The organism is Athalassotoga saccharophila (genome assembly GCF_009936215.1).
In the GTDB taxonomy this organism is placed as follows: Bacteria; Thermotogota; Thermotogae; order Mesoaciditogales; family Mesoaciditogaceae; genus Athalassotoga; species Athalassotoga saccharophila.
The window spans coordinates 1,583,650-1,602,475 of sequence record NZ_AP019551.1 but is presented as its reverse complement, the minus strand read 5'-3'; the positions used below and the strand labels follow the sequence as shown (position 1 = coordinate 1,602,475).

Genomic DNA, 18,826 nt, shown 5'->3' with positions numbered 1-18,826 from the left:
AATCACAACACAGCCTTTTTTGATTTTATGTATTCGTCTATGGCTTTTGCCGACTTTTTACCGGCACCCATTGCAAGAATGACCGTTGCCGCTCCCGTTACTATGTCTCCTCCGGCAAAAACTCCTTCGACTGAAGTTTGTCCCGTTTCCGGATCGGCTTCGATGTATCCGTGAGGAGTTAATTTGAGTTCTGGAAAAGCGCTCAAAAGCACCTTGTTCGAAGTTTGACCTATCGCCTCTATGGCCATATCGGCCTCTATTATGAATTCGCTTCCATCGATAGGAATCGGTCTTCTTCTTCCAGATGCATCAGGTTCTCCAAGTTTCATCTTTATACACTTTACGGCCGTAAGGTTTCCCTTATCGTCTCCGATGTATTCTATCGGATTTGTAAGCCAGTGGAATTCTATGCCCTCTTCTATGGCGTGGTGGTATTCCTCTATTCTGGCCGGCATCTCCTCTTCACTTCTTCTGTAGACGATCTTAACACTTTCGGCGCCAAGCCTGAGTGCCGATCTCGAAGCGTCCATCGCGACGTTTCCGGCTCCAACTACGACGACGTGCTTTCCAAGTCTTACCGGCGTATCGCTTTCGGGGAATTTGTAGGCATGCATAAGGTTTATCCTTGTCAAAAATTCACTTGCCGAGTACACTCCATTTAAATTCGTGCCGGGTATGTTCATAAAGCTCGGTGTTCCCGCTCCAGTTCCTATGAAGATCGCATCAAATTCATTTTTGAGTTCTGAAATCGTTACGCTTCTTCCGGCAATCGAGTCTGTGTCTATTTCAACTCCGAGCGATTTTATGAAATTCACCTCTCTCTCGACTATCGATTTTGGAAGACGGAATTCCGGTATTCCATACATTAAAACTCCGCCAGCGGCATGGAGTGCCTCAAAGATTTTGACCTCGTATCCCATTTTTGCCAAATCCGCAGCCGCCGTGAGGCCTGCCGGCCCCGCACCTATTATGGCTACCCTGCCGAGTTTTTGAGACGGGATTTCCGGAATATTGACAATGCCTTGATTTGCTTCCCAGTCTGCGACAAATCTTTCTAACTTTCCTATCGCGACAGGTTCATGGTCTTTCATCTTTCCGACCGTGCATCTTCCCTCGCACTGGCTCTCCTGAGGGCACACTCTTCCGCAGACGGCAGGAAGGTTGTTATAACTTTTCAGAATTTGAGTTGATTTTGGAAGATCTCTGTTTCTTAGGGCAAGAATAAATCCGGGAATATCGATGTTAACCGGACATCCCGCAACGCATGGCTGATTTACACATTGCAAACATCTATTTGCCTCGGCAACGGCCTCTTCGAGAGTGTAGCCGAGCACCACCTCTCCAAAATTGTGTATGCGTTCCTTTGGATCCTGTTCCTTTATCGGTGTTTTATTATTTGGAATCTTTATCACAGCCATGACAAATCACCAACCCTTGCCATGTAATTTTCCAGTGAAATCTTTTCTTGATCTTTGTATTGTCTTAGCCTGTTCATCAACTCGTCCCAGTTAACTTCGTAACCATCGAATTCGGGACCATCAACGCATGCAAATCTTATGTTTTTGCCCACAGTTACCCTGCACGCACCGCACATGCCCGTGCCATCAACCATTATCGGGTTAAGAGAGACGAAGATGGGGATACCGAGTTCTTTCGCCGTGTAAGCCGAAAATTTCATCATTACCGTAGGACCTATCGACCAGGCCTGATCGATCTTTTCTCCGCGCTTGACTATTTCTTTCATTCCATCTGTGACAACGCCTTTCATTCCCATCGATCCGTCGTCTGTGGTTACCAAAAGTTCATCTGAGAACTTTTCACATTCGTCTTTCAATATGACAAGGTCTGCAGATCTTCCGCCCAAAATCGTTATAACCTTATTTCCGGCTCTCTTCAATTCTTTCAAGATCGGCAGTATGGCCGCTATTCCAACACCTCCACCTATCATCATGACAGTTCCATACTTTTTTATCTCGCTTGGATGGCCTAAAGGACCGGCGACATCTTGGAGCGCATCTCCGACCTTCATCGTGGCCATTTCGTAAGTTGTCTTTCCTACGGCCTGAAAGATGAGTCTTATCTCGCCTTTTTCAACGTTAAAATCTGCGATCGTAAGCGGAATCCTTTCCCCATTGAGGGACGTTCTTATGACGACAAATTGTCCCGGTTTTGCGTGAGATGCCACCTTGGGTGCCTTGACCCATATTTCGTACTCTTTGGTGGCGATCTTCTCCTTTGAGGTTATTTCAAACATGTTTTTCCTCCTTCGCCAAATACAAATCCACACCTTTTGCAGCCCTCAGGCCGGATCCTATAGCGCTTATTATATCTTGCCTTGAATTCGAGGCATCACCGCCACAAAAGAGTCCTTTGACCTTTGTGTGTCCGTACTCGTCTACAGGAACGGACCTTCCATCGAATCCAATTTTTTGCTGAATTTCGGCAGGGACAAAATCTAAAGATGGCGTCTGTCCTATCGCGGCGATGACGTAATCGACCGAGAGTGTGATGTGTGGAGATCTGTCATCCACAACCGGCTTGGGCCTTCCACCAGATGGATCCGGCACAAGAGATGCCACGGCGTATTCGAATGTTTCCACCGAACTTTTACCCCTTATCTCGACTGGTACTCCCATCTCAACTATTTTAACACCTTCCTCACGTGCCTCTTCAATCTCTTCGGGATCGGCCGGCATATCTTCTATCCTTCTTCTGTACACGATGGTAACTTGTGCGCCAAGTCTTACAGAAGATCTCGCAACGTCCATTGCGACATTTCCACCGCCTACTACTACAACTTTTTTGCCTTTGAGATCTTTCAGGGATCCGTCATTTACCATGTGCATGAAGGTAAGTCCCTGCATTACGCCATTGAGATCCTCACCCTTTATCTTGAGCGTCATAGGCTTTGAGTTCCCGACTCCGATGAAGACGGCATCGTAAGAATTCATGAGATCTTCGAATTTTATGTCTTTTCCGACCTTTGTTTTGAGGTGTACGTTTATTCCGGTGGATAAAATGGCATTTATATCTTTCATCATCTCTTCTTTTGGAAGTCTGTATATAGGTATGCCCCACATCATGGCGCCACCCAACTTTTCTTCGGCCTCGTATATTGTAACATCATATCCAAGTAACCTTGCGTAGTAGCCGAAGGACAAAGAGGCCGGTCCTCCTCCCACTGCAGCCAACTTTTTGCCGTTGAATTTTGGAAGTGTTATCTTTGCGGTTTTCAGATAATCGTCCACATTGGATGCCGAAAATGCCTTAAGCCATCTTATTGCAAGAGGCTCACCTTGGATTCCGACAACGCATGCCTCCTCGCACTGGTGCGTGCAAACTTCTCCACATATAAGTGGCAATGGATTTCTTTTGTATATCCATTCCAAGGATTCTTGAGGATCTTGTTTTGATATCGCGCTTATGTATTCTGGAATGTGAAGTTCATTCGGACATGCCTCCACACACGCACCGCATCCGAGACATCTTGAGGCTTCTTTGGACGCTTCTTCTTTTGAATATATCTGGACATATTTGGAAAAAGAGATCTTCCTTTTGTCCGGATCTGCCTTTTTAGGCTCTATTCTTTCGAAATTTAGGACTTTATCGAATTTGTTCGACTCATTTCTCACATAACCCGGGTTTTTAGATCTACTCATGTCTGCGCGCCATATGAAATCTTTTGAAACGATTTCTGGTTCATCTTCAACCGGTATTGAAAGATCGGGATGGAATGTGTGTATGTAATCCCTCGACATCTGCAAAGATCCAGTCGGGCACACATCCACACACTGGGCACAGAAACAGCATCTTCCGTAATCGAAAACGGGCCTTACGGTTTTTGCGAATTTGTTTGTCGGCCTGACATCTGTGGACTCTACCATTGTCACGGCATCAGTTGGACATATTCTTGCGCAGTTACCGCAGCCTATACATTTTTCAAGATCATTCGTGTGAAAACCCCGGTAATTCGGAGAATTTCCAGAAACGGGAAAGACTTCGAGATCCTCTTTTGGATACCTTATTGTATGTGGTTTTTTGAAAAGATATTTGAGGCCAACAATAGGCGCAAATCCATTCTTTTTTTCGATATCCTGACTGCCCATTTCATTCACCTACCTGTCAAAGTCTGGCGGACACATGTCCGTCGTGTGAATCCAGACCGGAACGTCTTCTATTCTCATTCCCACAAGTGCTTTTGTCGCGTAATAAAGGCCTATCGAGTAAGATGGGCCCCTGACATAGACTCTGTAAGGTTTGACATCCCCATCCGAGACTATGTAGTATCCGAACTCTCCTCTCGAACTTTCAACCTTTGAATAGTACGATCCCTTTGGAACTCTGAATTGGAATGGATTTGGGACCTTTGTTCTGTGAGGACCTTCAGGAATTTGCTCTATGCACTGCCTTAATATCTTTATCGATTCTGAAAGTTCAAGCCTTCTTTGCAATACGCGAGAGAAGGCATCTCCGTCTCCGGTCTTTGGGATGTCAAAGTCCAACTCGCTGTAGACCAAATAAGGTTGTGCCTTTCTTATATCGTACATAACGCCGGACGCACGAAGATTTGGACCCGTAAGGCCATTTTCTATGGCATCCTCGGCAGAGATATATCCAAGTCCAACGGTCCTTTTCTGTATTATCGGGTTTTTGAAGATGAATTTATCGTATTCCGGTAATCTCTTCTCGAGATAATCGAGAAAGTCCGAAAGTTTGTCGAGCCATCCTTCCGGCAGATCATTTTTGACTCCTCCCGGATACTGGTATATGTGGTAAACCCTTCCGCCGGTGAGCCATTCGAAGAGATCGAGAATGTAATCTCTATCGCCGATAAGCCACTGAACCGAGGTATAGTGACCGGTTGTGCCTCCAAGACCGCTCATGCCAAAGAGAAAGGACGCGATCCTTGCAAGTTCCAAAACGATGACCCTTATGTATTGCGCACGTTTTGGCACATCTATCCCCATCATGTGCTCGACTCCAAGACAGTAGGCAACCTCATTGACGTCCGGCTCTGGCACGCATATTCGTGGAATCAGGGCAAGATTTTGAGTCCAAAGTCTTCTTTCCATTAACTTTTCAAATCCTCTGTGCAGCAATCCGGGATCGGGTGTTACCTCTTCGACGCTGTGCCCTTTCATCTTCAAAACGTATGAGAAGTTTCCCTCTATTCCCGGATGATTTGGCCCTATGAAAAGTTCGTAATATTTGTAATCATTCGATTCTTTTAGGAGATTCAATTCCATGGGTTTCATCCTCCTTGAATTCAAAAAGTTCCTCGGAGAAGGCAAGCGTATCGAAATCCTTTCTCAAAGGAGGTATGTCGAGCCAATTTTCCAAAAAGAACGGTTTTAGGTTTGGATTTCCCGTGAATTCTATGCCGAAGAATTCATGCATCTCCCTTTCGTAAACTTCACACAACTTCCATAAAGGTCCCATCGACTCGATAACCGGCCTCTGGCGCGGAATTTTCGTTTTCACGATGGCTTCAAGGCCAAGATCGTATGATTGGAGTATGTAGACAAGTTCAAAATTTCCTTCCGCTATCCAGTCGACACAGGACAGTCCCATAAAGGCTTTGAATCCCTTTGATTTAAGATATGAAAGAGTTGAGGCGAGCCTGTCTTTTGGTGTAAAAACCTCGAATTCCCACTCTCCAAGCCGTGAAGCCTTGAGATCCATCGACTTTATCTCATCTAAGATGTCAGCCAATTTTGGTCACCTTCTCGATCTCTTTCAACACCGGAGAGGTTCTTTTCAAAACTCTGTCCTGATTGGCCTTGTACCAGTCGTAATTTTTGACGTACTTTTCGTATCCTTTTGCCTCTCCCTTTTGAACCATCTCTTTGAGTTTGACAAAAGCGTCCAAAATGGCCTCAGGCCTCGGCATGCATCCTGCTATGTATATATCAACGGGTATGTATTTGTCAAGTCTTTCTATGACGTTGTAAGAGTCCCAGTAAATTCCTCCATTTATCGTGCACGATCCAAAGCCCAAGACCCACTTTGGAGCCTGCATCTGTTCGTACGTGTAGATAACCCTTTTCAAAGTCTTTATGGCAAGATATCCAGTTATGAGCAATATATCGGCCTGGCGGGGCGTGGCCATGGGAGTTATTCCAAACCTTTCCATGTCCCATCTCGATGTCATGGTCGGTGGCAACTCTATTGCGCCGCAGCCTGTGCAATAGTGGAGCATCCACATCGATCTGCCTCTAAAGTAATCGACTATTTCTGTCCATTCAGACATTCAAAACGCCTCCTTGAATTATAACTATCACGGCCTGAAGAATGCCCAAAAACAAAGGCAATTTCCAGAAAAAACTTGTAGATTCATGAATCCTTAACCTCGGTAATATTGCGTCTACAAGTATGACTATGAAATACAAAACGAATTGTTTTGCGATGAAGATCCAAAAATTCGGTGCGCCACCCAAGAAAAGATCTACGACTATTCCGGTTTCCAAAAACAAACCTACCGAATGCTGGATCATGCCGAATCCAAGGTACTTTCCACCAAGTTCAACCATAGGACCGGATGCGATTTCGGCAGGTGCTATGGCCTGATCGAATGGCTTTTCTCCGAGCATACCCTGAAGCGCTATCTCTATTGCCAAAAAGCCAAGAGGCATTTTGACTATATTCCAGTTCATAAAGCCTCCGGCTTGCTGGGCAACGATTTGTGTTAAATATCCCGTCTTTGAGAAAAGATACACAGAAAAGATGACGGCGGCAAATGGCACTTCGTATCCGGCCATCAACATCAAAGCCCTTGACATACCTATGGCAGAATTCGGGTTTCCGCTCGCAAGTACTCCCATTGCCATTCCGAGGTATGCCATCATCATAAGGTAGACGATCATTATCAGACTTGAATCGGACGGCAGAAGTGTAAAGGGGCCTATTGGCAAAAACATCAACGCTGCAAGCATCGGCGCAAAACCTGCCACAAGACCCAAATCAAATGCCCATCCGTGACTTACAGATCCCTTTGAAAATAATTTGAAAAGATCTATGTAATTTTGCGTGAATGGAGGGCCATACCTTCTTTGAATTCTCGCAATTATCTTTCTACCTATTCCTCCAAAGAGTAATCCTGTTGCAAGCGCCAATGCACCTATTCCCAATCCCTGAGCAAGTTTTATCAAAAATTCGATCACCATACAACCCACCCCGCTATGATGAAGATCACAAGACCACCTATCGCAAGATATGTGTATATCTGGACGTTGCCGGTAAAGATCTCTTTAACGGCTCCACCTATGTATTCGACGGATTCTCCAAATCCTTTGAAGAAACCGTCTATCTTTACCTTTAAAAACGGCGCCAGTTCTTTGTCCATAGGCTCGTAAAAATCATAACTGAACTGGTACATCTCGGGCGTTAAATTCCAGTCTTGAGGAATCTGCCCGGCCGTGTAATTGTCCTCCTGTGGAACTTTTTTGTGCTTTGCCACAACGGCAAAAAGGGTAAAGCCAAAGATAAAGGCGATTATGACCACTATGAAGATCGAGACCATGTTTATCGAGGAGAAGAAGCCATTTATGTATTCGTACCCGGATGTGGGGAGTGGCTTGAGTCCAAAAGAACTTACTATTGAATTTATAGGATCGAGAATGAACCCGGGTAAGATTCCAAAAAAGATCAAAGCACCCAGCAAGAATGATTCGGTGATCTTTCCTATAGCCGAAACTTCCTTTACGTTATCGTACCTGTGAGAAAGTTGACCGAGAAAGATGGCGTGAAATGCGCGCATTAAATAAAGGAAAGACGCTATGGAGGAGAAGAAGAGCAAAATGGTGGCAAAAATGAGGCCGTGACTTATCATCGCCTGAAAGATCATCCATTTCGATCCAAAACCTGCAAAAGGCGGTATTCCGGCGGCCGCCGCTATACCGACGAAGAAGGTTAAAAAGGTAAGTGGCATCTTTTGCCAGAGCCCTCCCATTTCGCTCATGCGCGTTGTCCCAACCTTTGATATCACGGCTATAACGGTTATGAAGATCGCGCCGTTGAAAAGCAAATGGTTGAAAGCATGAAACAATCCTGCGGTCAGACCTATCGGGGTAAAGATCGCTATCGCGGCAAGGATAAAGCCAAGATTGCTGAAAGACGAATACGCGAAAAGTTTTTTGACATCATCCTGCATGAAGGCCAAAACACTTCCGACGACGGCCGTAATACTTCCAAACCACAAAAGCACGTAATTTGGCCATGCAAGTCCCAAAACCGTAGGCACATGTGCACCAAGCGTTAAAGGCAAAAAGATCAAGAATCCGTAAACTCCGTATTTGCTCATCACGGAAGAAAGGTACGGCACGAATCCATCAGGAGCCTCGCCGTAGGTGTAGGGAACCCATGTGTGAAAGGGGAAAATGCCGGACTTTATCATGAAAGCAGCGAAAAACAGAGAAAGTATTCCCAGTACCCACCATGGATGAACGCTCAGAATTGACACAAGGTATGATACATTTGACTGAATTGAAAATGTGCCTGTGAGGTTCGAAAGCAAAAAAATTCCTATAAGCATCGAGTAAGATCCGCCAATGCTCATCATCGCGTAATAAAGTGCACCTTGCCTTGATTCAGCCTCACGTCTGCCTCCGAATATCATCAAAATAGACGACCATCCCATCAATTCCCATGCAAAGAAGAAACTGATAAGATCGGCCGACATGAAGATCCAGTTACTCGCCGCTAAGGTTAACAAAAGCAGGAAACCTTTCATCTTTGATTTTTCTGAAAGATTGTAGAATGTCAAAACGATTCCGAAAGCGATCGTCATGTAAAGCATGAAAATCGACAGAGGCGTTATTTGAAGGCCCATCTCCAAATTTTTACCTAAAAAATCAAGATGCCATGTGAAAAGATTTCCGGTCTTTATTCCAAAAAGAAAGAGGAAGGTCAAGGAAAAGGTCAAAAAGGTTATGAGCCTTTCGACAATTCTATATCTCTGAAGTATGGCAGCGGCAGCGCTACCTATTACGGGAATTATTAAAAGTGCCAAAAGTGAATTCATATTATCACCTCTCAATGACCAACTATGGTGGGTATAACGTTAAGCACATATCCGCCCATCTTATCGGTCAATTCGTGCGCCGCGTTCCAGGAAATGCCACCGACTATTTGCGGGAATACACCTATTGCGATTATCAAAATGGAAAAAGCGACGATAGGCACGGCCGGTGAGACGGAAACCTTTATCTTATCGGTCGAGATGGGTTTAGATGTGAACATGTATCCGACTATTCTGAGGTAGTAAAAGGCTTCGACAACTGAAGCAAAGAGCACAATTGCAATCACGAAATCGTACCATCCACCTCGTTGAATCGAAGCGTCAACAAGGGCAAACTTTGACCAGAATCCTCCGAACAACGGAAGGCCAAGAAGGCTAAGGGAACCTATCGTGAAGGTAATGGTCAAAAACGGACTTTTGTACCACAGACCCTTCATGTCATCGATACGTTCTCCGATTCCGAAAGAGACTATGACGCCGAGTATCAAAAACATCATGGCCTTGGCCACCGAATGGTTTACAAGTTGAAATACACCCGCGTACGATCCCATCTTTGACCCTATCGAAAAACCTATCGCGACAAGGCCCATCTGTGCCATCGATGAATAGGCAAGCATTTTTTTGACATTCTTTTGGGCAAGCGCGGACAATTCTCCTATCACAACTGTCGCCGATCCCAAAATGGCCACCAAAGACATGAGATCTATATTTCCATAGGTCGAGACGAAATTTCCATCCTTGCCAAAGACCGTCATAAGAATTCTGAAAAGCACATATACGCCACCGACAGAACCTATACCGCTTAAAGTGGCCGAGACCGGATTAACTGCACCGGTATAAGTGTCTGGTACCCATCCATTAAAGGGAAAGAGTTCTGCCTCAACCGCAAGACCGGCAACAAGCAAAATCCCTGCAAAGGTCAGAAGGCCGGAAGTTGTCTGGGAGATTCTTGCGGCAATTTCGGCTATGTTAAGGGTTCCAAGTTGTGTGTAGATCAAAAGGACTCCAAAAAGGTAAAGTGTTGATCCTATAGAACTCACGACAAGATATTTGAAAGCACCGCCCAGAGCCCTTCTTTCAGGTCCATAGGCTGCGAGTGCGTAAGAGGAGATACCTGTTATTTCCATGAAGATGAAAATGTTGAATATATCCCCTGTCGATATCAATCCTATGGATCCACCGACAAACATCAAAAAAAGCAATGCAAAATGTACAACATCACCATGATTTGCAGACCAAAGATTGTATATGCTTATCATCAAGCCTACAAAAGAGACTAAAATTATCAAGACAGTTGCGAATGGGCCTATGTAAAGATTCTCACCAAATGGTGGGACCCAATTTCCCATTATTACGTTAAAAGGATAGATGTGCCATAAAAATATGTAGAGGGCGAAAAAGAATTCAAAGCCAAGTGTAAGAACGGTTATCCACTTTGCAAGTTGTTTGGATATGAATCCAAAAAGCGGTATCGAAAAGGCCATAAGTAAAGGCACTCCGACAAGTAAAGCGGCAATGTTGTACGTTTTCATCTGTCCTCCTCCTTGATCTTTCTGACATCGAGTGTGCCGTATTTTTGGTAAATTTTGACTGCTATCGCAAGTGCAAGTGCCGTTGTTCCAAGACCTATGACTATGGCGGTTAAGACCAGTGATTGTGGAAGAGGATCGGCCGCTATCACATGACCGTTGACCACAAGGTTATTCGTTGCCGTGTATATTGGCATAACAGATTTCGGATGCCATGCGATCGTCACTATGAATAGATTGGTGCCGCTGTCTATTATGTTAAGACCAACTATGATTCTGAATATATTAGTGTTTGTGAGCACTATGTAAAGACCGATTCCAATAAGCGCCATCGATCCGGTTAAATATACCCAGTTCTGGAGAAAGTCTACCATTTCAATCCTCCTCCGTATCAACTATCATTGCATTTGTAACGGCCGAAAGTTCAGATCCAACCTTCATTCCTATCGCTATGTATATCAAGGCTATAAAGCCCGCGCTGAAGAGATCTCCGATTGTGCCTGTCGGTAAGAAGTTGGCAAGGAAGGATTTCTCGGCTACAAGACCGATTATGCCTATTATCACGTAAGCCATTCCAGAAAGAGATTCAAAGACAGTCAACCCCGCCTTGTTCGGAGAATATCCTTTTCTTCCTAAAAATAAGCCAAGTATTCCTGAGGCTATTATCGCACCACCGGGGAACCCCCCTCCGGGCGTTAGATGACCGTGTATGAAAACATAAATTCCAAAAAGAAAGATAACGGCAAAAGCAATTCTTGTGCCGACGTACATGATCTCGGATGGCTCGGTCTTCTTTTTTGGCACCTTTCTTTTTTCTCCGTGAAGTACAAGCATTACACCGCTTGCGGCCAAAAAGAGCACCGTAACTTCACCCAACGTATCGAAGCCTCTGTAGTCGACAACTATTGATGTCACGACGTTGGCCGCTCCGTCTTCCAAATTCGAACTTTTTCCGAATGTTATGGGCGTGTAAGGTACATCATTTCTCAACGGAACCATATCTTTGTTGAAATAAGTACCTTTATCTAACATCTGAGTGGCCTGATCGACATCTTTCATGACGTAAAATCTCGATACGGTGTCATTCACGTTTACTTCATTGCCCTTTGGCATTTGAGTGAATGTCACGAAAAAACCGACTATAAAGATCCCAACGACGAAAATGGCAAAAACTTTTTTTACTATCTCCGGAGTATCACTCATCATCGCTTGTCCCACCCTTTTGTATTTTTTTCATCGCTATGATGAAGATCGCGGTAGATAATCCTGCACCTATGGCCGCTTCAGTTATAGCAACGTCGGGAGCCTGTAAAAAGAAAAAAAGTCCCGAAACTCCCAAACTGACAAGACCCATCGAAATGACTGAAGAAAGCAACTTCTTTGAAAAAACGGCGACAAAGCCTCCGGCGACTATGAGAATAACGAGCAAAGTTGAAAAGAGAGTTATCATTTTTGATCACTTTCTTTTTTAACCTTTTCTGCGTAAAGGTCCGGATTTGTTCCTTTGTAAGGTTTAACACCCGCTCTGTAAGAAGCACGTCCGAGGGCATGACTTGAAATGGGATTTGTCATAAGCAAAAATATCGCAAGTGCAAGAGAGAAAATAAGCCATCCCTTTGCTATTAAACCAACGCCTATCGTTGTCGATACAACGCCTAAGGTTGTGGCCTTTGTGCCGGCCTGAAGTCTGTTGAAAAGGTCTGGAAGCCTGAAAACTCCAAGCGCTCCGAGGAAGAGAAAGAAAACCCCTATAAAGACTAACACGACCCCCGTCCATCCGAGTATCAAGTCGATCATATCAAAGCCCCCTTTCGAGGTACCTTGCTATCGCTAAAACTCCTAAAAAAGAAAGAATTGCGTAAACCATTGAAACGCTCAAAAGTATGTACTGGAAGAAATAAAGCGCGAGTATAACCCAAAAACCGGTTGTAATTGTCGTCCACGTATCAAGACCGACAGCCCTGTCAGAATTCGTCGGGCCTATTATTGCCCTTATCGTTGCCAATATCGTGGCAATCGATACTATTACAAACCATGCTATCCATATGAATTGAGGTATCTCGATTCTCATTTAAACATCACCTCTAAAATTTTTTCAAAACTCCCGGCTATCTCTTCCGAAGCATGCTCTACATCCGTCGATCCGACAGTTATCCAGTGAATGTAGATGTACTGATCTTCTATGTCGACAGATAATGTTCCGGGCGTTAATGTTATGGAATTCGCAAGCCAGACGCGCGCAACTGGAGATTTGAGGTTGGTCTTTATCTTTACAAAGCCCGGCTTTATTGGCATTTTTGGATTTAAAACGATCCCGGCCACGTGAAGATTGGCCTTTATCAATTCACGAATAAAGACCGGAAGATACCAAAAGAGGAGAATCCCGATCCGCTTTATGTTTTTCAACCCGGACACACTTAATTCCCTGTAAGAGAGCAGGGCCGCAATAAAGGCTATCGCGGCCCCCGCTTCCCATTCCTGAATTGAAAATGGGTAGGTCAAAATTATCCACAAAAAGAAATACAGTACGACAGCGTAAAAATAACGGTTGATTGAAGAGGCTTCTGCCCTTTCCATGATCAATTCTCCTTGTAGACTATATCATCGTAAAGAAATTGTACCTTGTTCTTGTGCTTTAATTCTTCTATCGAGAGGTATTCAAGGACCTTTCTTAAATCCTCATCTTTGGCTCCCTTTAATAGGTTCTGGTAGAATTGATGGGTTAAATCTTCTCTCTTTATGGCCGCTATTAAGATATCCTGAATGGTAGAATTCGGATCGAAGTGAGATGGCATGAGATAATCTCCGAGTTTCATATCCTGAATTCTTTCGATCTTCAATTCCTTTGCGATCTTTGAAGGCCCTTCCGCCATCATCGCCTCGATCTTTTTTCTATGATCGATTTCCTGCTCGGCGAGATACTGCAATTCCTTTTTTAAATAAGGCAAAGTTACGACATTTTGTGCCTGAGTGTAAAAAGCGTAAGAACTCTCCTCTATTCTTTTTGCAGTTTCAAGGACTTCCTCAACACTTTTAAGCATTCAAATCCCTCCTTATTCAATAGGATCCTTTAAAAGTCTCTTACTCAAAGGTCTAACCCACAGAGTTTCAATTATTACAGACTCCAAAACGGTTATAACCGTTGCGGCCAGTATAACCTCGCCCCACTGGGTTAAGACAGGATCTTTGTACATTATTCCAAGGCTAAGCGGCAGGCCGGCAAGTGCGGACGGGACAACTCCCCTCGGTCCTTCAAGTGAAATGAAGAGATACTCTTTGGCATTCCATTTCTTTAACGGTAATATCGTAAGACCGGCAATCGGTCTTGCAACGAAGACGACAATCAAAGCGAGTATTGTTCCAAGCAACAAAGATGATCCGAAAACGTTAAGATCTACTGTTGCTCCTATAAGAGTGAAGATGAAGACAGTTGCAAAATCGGAAAGGATTTCGTTAAAATGCAATTCTGATTCCATAAGATCGTGAAATTCTTTGGATTCTCCGTTTTTCTTAAAGAAAATGTCGTAATTTCCCCAGATTATTCCAACGGTTGTCGCAACGAGATAACCAGAAGCCTGAGCCCATTCGCCTATCAAAAATCCACCGAAGGCAAGGGCAAGCGCGTAAATTTCTGGAAAGGTATCGATTTTGAGTTTTCTTGCGATCCAGTATCCAACTATCCCCAAAATCACACCTATCACAACCGAGATACCTATTTCGTACAAGAAAAATATAACGGCTGCAGGATACAGAGTTGTGTATTTCGCTATTGACTCTATGAATTGGGCACTTGATGCCTGAGGAACGGCAAGTGCCACGGCAAGGACTGTCAAAACTATTCCGAGAGGATCGTTGAAGATCGATTCGGTAACTATAACAGTTCTTATATCTTCGTTTACTCTGTTCTGTTTAAACAGTGGTATCAAAGTTGCCGGATCGGTGGCCGAAATGATGGCACCAAATAAAAAGCCTGCAAGAAATGGAAGATGGAAAAAGAGAGAAAAGAAAAGGCCTGCGACTATTGCCGTGATGAATAAACCTATTGTGTCGAGAATCCCTATCGTTGCCATGTGCTTCTTTAACAAGGGCCATTTAAGGTTATGGCCTTCGGCAAAGAGAATTATCACAAGCCCGATAACTCTAACGTAATTGAAAATCGTCGTTGCATTCCCGCGATCTATAAAGCCGAGTACCGGGCCAAAGATAATGCCAAGCACGATAAGAATAGGGATTGACGAGATGTGAATTTTTTTGCTGAGAAAGAAGGTGATAAAACCTAAAGTCATAACAACAACAAGCGAAAGTACGACCAAATCGGTGTGAGACAAAGAAATCATCCCCCTTGTTATTGGATTTGTTATTTTTTACGCTAATTATTCTAAATTAAAAATATTATATACCATATACGGGTATTTTTCAAATTTGACCCTTAAGGATTCAAAAAGGTAAAGATATTCGTCAAAGGATTTAGAACTACAATCGCCGCATCGATTAAAATATTAGGGCAGGCAAAAATTGCCTGCCCTAATATGTTGTTGGCTCATTTAAGATGAACGTTAAGAAGGGTCATCAAAAGATCGGAACTTCCAAGGCCGATCGCTGCACCCGGGCTTCCACCAGAAGAATAAGGATATTGATCCGATGGGAATCCAGTTATCGTGGATTCGTTGTATATGTTGAAATTTGTTCTATTTGTTAGAGATACATAAGGAAGTTCGTTAAGAAATACGCGCTCGATTTTATATATAGCCTGCTTTTGAACGGTCGGATCGGTTGTTTGTGAGTATTCCTTCAAAGATTCAGTTATGATGGGATTCGTGTAACGAGATATGTCTGAAATGACAGGTTCCCCAAGTTTAGGTGCTGAAAAGGCTGGATTAAGGTTTGTGTAATATTCGTAATAAGGTGTTGGTCCTCCGCCAATTCCCCAGTATATGACCATATCGTATGTTCCGGTTGTAATACTTCCCATGTAAGTACCCCCGGACTGTTGATTTACGTTAACCGAGATTCCTAACTGTCCAAGTTCGCTCGATATTATATTTCCCATCGAGATGAAATCCGTGCAGCCGGCACAAACGACGAGTTGAATTGGAGGCAGAACCTTACCATCTGGACCGACGAGTTGACCGGCAGAATTTTTAACGAAGCCTATTGATGCGAGCAATTTCTGAGCCTCCTGAGGATTGTAAGTGTTGAGGTAATTGTTCGTCGCTTCGAGAGATGGATCCATCCAGTCATACTGGGTTGGAATTAGGCCAGCCTGATTGGGATTATAACCACCTGTTCCAAAATACACCTCTTTTTCAAGTTTGTTTTTGTCTATCGCTATTGAAATTGCCCTTCTGAATATTGGATTATCAAAAGGATATTTTTGAGTGTTAAAGACTAATCCATTTACACTGTAAGTAGGCCACCATATCTTGTTAACAGAAGGATCTTTATCAACATAAGTTGTTATTGGATCTGGAGCAAAGAGAAAAGACCAATCTGCTTCGTGCTTTAACATGTAAAGGTACGCAGTCGTGTTTGAAACGACGTACGACACATCGACTTGATCAATATATGGCCTGCCTTTCATCCAGTAATTTGGGTTTTTTACAAGCACAACTTTGTCAGGAGAAAAACTTTTGAGCATGAATGGACCCGTCCCAATTGGATTCGGATTCGTATATGTCGAAGGATCTTTTATATTTGCCCATATATGTGCTGGTACTATAGGTTGACTTGCAATGAATGGAAATAGTGCAACATTTGGCTTTGAAAATGTGAAGATCACCGTATCTCCGCTTGCCACAACGCTTTGAACATCCGATATCTTAGACCATATGCCATATCCGTCTATTGCGGGATATTCTTTTATGTAATTGAATGTAAAGGCCACATCTTGGGCTGTAAATGGCGTGCCGTCCGACCATTTGACGTCATTTCTCGTTGTTATAACAAGTTTAAGATTGTTATCTTCGAACTTGTAAGAGGTTCCAAGTAAATTAGTTGTATCACCATTCAACATGTTGACGTAAAAAAGTGGTTCGTATATGGCATGAGTTGGTAGGTTCGTTGGCACAAAAGGATTGAAATTCAAAGTCTGGGGTCCCCATGGCATAACCTCTTTGAGAGTTCCTCCATATTTGACGTTATTTCCCCAGTTGACTATTCCAGGACCATATTCCTGCAAGTAAGAATAACCAGTTGCGGCAAAGAGCATCAAACTAACCAAAGACATGATGGTAAGAAAGATGAAAAAAACTTTGTTATGTTTCACACTGTACCACCTCCACTTTTTCTCTCCTGATCCCCCTTAGAGAGTGCGTGGAATGGTTTTGTTTAATGAAAACATTTACATAACAATGATATCATAATTTTTTTGACTAAGAAAACCTTATAAAACAAATTTAAACTTGATAATCTTTATTATTTAGTAATTAATCGATTTTTTCTCCTATTTTCTAATGATATCTAAATTTTAGTCGTAAAATCTTCAATTGCTGAGTCTACAACAAAATTAAGTGTCTGACATATAAAGAACTTTCTTGTGAAAAAGATATGAAAATTCAGAAATATTTTATTACTTTGAAGTAAAAGGTTTTGAAATCAACAATTGCTATACTCAAAGTGAGGAGGTGGTTAGTTTGGCGATTGTGGAGATAAGATCGCTTGTAAAGTCATTCAAAACGTTAAAGGCCGTCGATTCCATTTCTTTAAATGTAGAAAATGGTGAAATCTTTGGCCTTTTGGGCCCAAATGGGGCTGGAAAGACGACTACCGTTAAGATTTTGACCACGCTTTTGCCTCCGACGTCTGGTGAAGCCTTTGTCGGTGGCTTTAACGTGGTACACGAAGCCTCAAAGGTAAGAAGGGTTATAGGATACGTTCCACAAGCCCTTTCTGCAGATGGAACTTTGACAGGCTATGAAAATCTTTTGATCTTTGCCAAACTTTACGACATACCTTCGAATGTAAGGAAACAAAGAATCATGGACATCCTCGATTTTATGGGCTTGTCTGAACATGCGAATAAACTCGTAAGAAATTACTCCGGCGGAATGATAAGAAAACTCGAAGTTGCCCAAGCCTTATTGCACAATCCAAAGGTGCTTTTTCTCGATGAGCCGACTGTCGGGCTTGATCCGGTCGCAAGGCAAGTTGTATGGGATCACGTAACAAAGTTAAAGAACGAATTCGGAATGACGATCTTCATGACCACCCATTACATGGAAGAGGCAGAGATGCTTTGCGATAGGGTGGCGATAATGAACCTTGGCAAAATCGCGGCCATCGGAACCGTTGAAGAACTCAAAAATTCTATTGGAAAGGCCAATGCCACCCTTGATGAGGTTTTTGTTTATTACAGCGGAAGTACTCTTGATTCGGGAGGTAGTTACCGTGACAGTGCGAGAACAAGAAAAATTGCAAAAAGACTTGGTTAAGAGTAACATTTTTTCTGGTTTTTTTGTGAAGACTCTCACTATAGCAGAACTTGAAGCAAGGAAGTTAAAGCACGATCCAACTGAACTTATCACGCGTGCAATTCAACCACTCTTATGGCTTTTGGTCTTTGGAGAGGTATTCACAAGGATTAGAGCGATTCCTACAGGAAATGTTTCATACCTTGATTTTATGGCACCCGGAATTCTTGCACAAAGCGTACTTTTTATCTCGATCTTTTATGGCATATCGATAATATGGGAAAGAGATCTTGGAATTGTCCACAAATTTTTGGCGAGTCCAACACCGAGACTCTCTATTGTGCTTGGAAAAGCGCTATCTGCGAGCATAAGAGGTCTTTCTCAGGCTTTGATAATTTACATTTTTTCTCTTATTCTTGGAGTTAAGATAAATGGAAATTTATTCGATATAATTGGCGTCATTGCGGTGGTCATAATAAGTGCCATTTTGTTTTCAACTTTTTCTTTAGTGATAGCGTGTATTGTCAGAACGAGGGAGCGTTTCATGGGAATAGGCCAATTACTAACAATGCCCATGTTCTTTGCGAGCAATGCCATATATCCTATATCAATGATGCCAGAATGGCTTCAAATCATAGCAAAACTTAATCCATTAAGTTATGAAGTAGATGCTCTACGCGCTTTGATGCTACCGAATTTTAGTTCTACCTATCCTTTAATAATCGATTTTGCCGTTATATCTTTGACATCTGCCGGTCTTGTTGTGATAGGTGCGATACTGTATCCGAGAGTCGCAAGATGAAGATTGGTAGCCTTTGTTTTAGTTTTAAAGAGAAATTATCATAAAAGAAATATCAATGTTTTTTGTGTGT

20 protein-coding genes are annotated in these 18,826 nt (G+C 43.1%); 2 read left to right on the top strand and 18 right to left on the bottom strand.

Annotated features, from left to right (window positions below; genetic code table 11):
- Positions 1–2 precede the first annotated feature (2 nt).
- The 18 genes from gltA to ATHSA_RS07890 form a co-directional block, all read right to left on the bottom strand.
- Positions 3–1,418: an NADPH-dependent glutamate synthase gene (gene gltA / locus ATHSA_RS07975; protein ID WP_174755555.1), complete on the bottom strand. Its 1,416-nt coding sequence runs from the start codon at positions 1,416–1,418 to the stop codon at positions 3–5.
- On the bottom strand, positions 1,409–2,254 hold the full coding sequence (locus ATHSA_RS07970) for a sulfide/dihydroorotate dehydrogenase-like FAD/NAD-binding protein (protein WP_161848576.1): 846 nt from the start codon (positions 2,252–2,254) through the stop codon (positions 1,409–1,411). The genes gltA and ATHSA_RS07970 overlap by 10 nt, the downstream gene beginning before the upstream one ends.
- Positions 2,247–4,106 (bottom strand): FAD-dependent oxidoreductase, encoded by a 1,860-nt coding sequence (locus ATHSA_RS07965; RefSeq protein ID WP_161848575.1) that lies wholly within the window; start codon positions 4,104–4,106, stop codon positions 2,247–2,249. Before ATHSA_RS07965 ends, ATHSA_RS07970 begins: the two co-directional genes overlap by 8 nt.
- A gap of 9 nt (positions 4,107–4,115) precedes the next feature.
- Positions 4,116–5,255, bottom strand: a complete 1,140-nt coding sequence (locus tag ATHSA_RS07960) for an NADH-quinone oxidoreductase subunit D (protein WP_161848574.1) — start codon at positions 5,253–5,255, stop codon at positions 4,116–4,118.
- Positions 5,215–5,712 (bottom strand): NADH-quinone oxidoreductase subunit C, encoded by a 498-nt coding sequence (locus ATHSA_RS07955; protein ID WP_161848573.1) that lies wholly within the window; start codon positions 5,710–5,712, stop codon positions 5,215–5,217. Before ATHSA_RS07955 ends, ATHSA_RS07960 begins: the two co-directional genes overlap by 41 nt.
- On the bottom strand, positions 5,705–6,250 hold the full coding sequence (locus ATHSA_RS07950; RefSeq protein WP_161848572.1) for a NuoB/complex I 20 kDa subunit family protein: 546 nt from the start codon (positions 6,248–6,250) through the stop codon (positions 5,705–5,707). Before ATHSA_RS07950 ends, ATHSA_RS07955 begins: the two co-directional genes overlap by 8 nt.
- On the bottom strand, positions 6,243–7,160 hold the full coding sequence (locus ATHSA_RS07945; protein ID WP_232060078.1) for a respiratory chain complex I subunit 1 family protein: 918 nt from the start codon (positions 7,158–7,160) through the stop codon (positions 6,243–6,245). Before ATHSA_RS07945 ends, ATHSA_RS07950 begins: the two co-directional genes overlap by 8 nt.
- The gene (locus tag ATHSA_RS07940) at positions 7,157–9,019 is read right to left on the bottom strand and encodes a proton-conducting transporter transmembrane domain-containing protein (RefSeq protein ID WP_161848570.1); all 1,863 of its coding nucleotides are present in this window, start codon (positions 9,017–9,019) and stop codon (positions 7,157–7,159) included. The genes ATHSA_RS07945 and ATHSA_RS07940 overlap by 4 nt, the downstream gene beginning before the upstream one ends.
- A gap of 11 nt (positions 9,020–9,030) precedes the next feature.
- Positions 9,031–10,548, bottom strand: a complete 1,518-nt coding sequence (locus tag ATHSA_RS07935; protein WP_161848569.1) for a proton-conducting transporter transmembrane domain-containing protein — start codon at positions 10,546–10,548, stop codon at positions 9,031–9,033.
- Positions 10,545–10,919 (bottom strand): sodium:proton antiporter, encoded by a 375-nt coding sequence (locus ATHSA_RS07930; protein WP_161848568.1) that lies wholly within the window; start codon positions 10,917–10,919, stop codon positions 10,545–10,547. Before ATHSA_RS07930 ends, ATHSA_RS07935 begins: the two co-directional genes overlap by 4 nt.
- 1 nt (position 10,920) lies before the next feature.
- Positions 10,921–11,751, bottom strand: a complete 831-nt coding sequence (locus ATHSA_RS07925) for a Na(+)/H(+) antiporter subunit B (protein WP_197739141.1) — start codon at positions 11,749–11,751, stop codon at positions 10,921–10,923.
- The gene (locus tag ATHSA_RS07920; RefSeq protein WP_161848567.1) at positions 11,741–11,995 is read right to left on the bottom strand and encodes a hydrogenase subunit MbhD domain-containing protein; all 255 of its coding nucleotides are present in this window, start codon (positions 11,993–11,995) and stop codon (positions 11,741–11,743) included. The genes ATHSA_RS07925 and ATHSA_RS07920 overlap by 11 nt, the downstream gene beginning before the upstream one ends.
- Positions 11,992–12,342, bottom strand: a complete 351-nt coding sequence (gene mnhG, locus ATHSA_RS07915; protein WP_161848566.1) for a monovalent cation/H(+) antiporter subunit G — start codon at positions 12,340–12,342, stop codon at positions 11,992–11,994. Before mnhG ends, ATHSA_RS07920 begins: the two co-directional genes overlap by 4 nt.
- A gap of 1 nt (position 12,343) precedes the next feature.
- On the bottom strand, positions 12,344–12,616 hold the full coding sequence (locus ATHSA_RS07910; protein WP_161848565.1) for a monovalent cation/H+ antiporter complex subunit F: 273 nt from the start codon (positions 12,614–12,616) through the stop codon (positions 12,344–12,346).
- Positions 12,613–13,122 carry a Na+/H+ antiporter subunit E gene (locus ATHSA_RS07905; protein WP_161848564.1) on the bottom strand — a complete coding sequence of 170 codons (510 nt, stop codon included), beginning with the start codon at positions 13,120–13,122 and terminating at the stop codon, positions 12,613–12,615. Before ATHSA_RS07905 ends, ATHSA_RS07910 begins: the two co-directional genes overlap by 4 nt.
- A gap of 2 nt (positions 13,123–13,124) precedes the next feature.
- Entirely contained in the window at positions 13,125–13,586 is a 462-nt protein-coding gene (locus ATHSA_RS07900; RefSeq protein WP_161848563.1) for a ferritin family protein, read from the bottom strand.
- 12 nt (positions 13,587–13,598) lie between these two features.
- Positions 13,599–14,882 carry a cation:proton antiporter gene (locus ATHSA_RS07895; protein ID WP_161848562.1) on the bottom strand — a complete coding sequence of 428 codons (1,284 nt, stop codon included), beginning with the start codon at positions 14,880–14,882 and terminating at the stop codon, positions 13,599–13,601.
- Positions 14,883–15,085: 203 nt separating this feature from the next.
- Positions 15,086–16,810 carry an ABC transporter substrate-binding protein gene (locus tag ATHSA_RS07890; protein ID WP_161848561.1) on the bottom strand — a complete coding sequence of 575 codons (1,725 nt, stop codon included), beginning with the start codon at positions 16,808–16,810 and terminating at the stop codon, positions 15,086–15,088.
- A 358-nt stretch (positions 16,811–17,168) separates the two neighbouring features.
- Between ATHSA_RS07890 and ATHSA_RS07885 the strand changes: the two genes are divergently transcribed.
- Positions 17,169–17,975 (top strand): ATP-binding cassette domain-containing protein, encoded by an 807-nt coding sequence (locus ATHSA_RS07885; protein WP_408626196.1) that lies wholly within the window; start codon positions 17,169–17,171, stop codon positions 17,973–17,975.
- A gap of 25 nt (positions 17,976–18,000) precedes the next feature.
- Complete coding sequence (locus ATHSA_RS07880) at positions 18,001–18,756, top strand: ABC transporter permease (RefSeq protein WP_232060077.1); 756 nt, start codon at positions 18,001–18,003, stop codon at positions 18,754–18,756.
- The last annotated feature ends 70 nt before the right edge of the window (positions 18,757–18,826 follow it).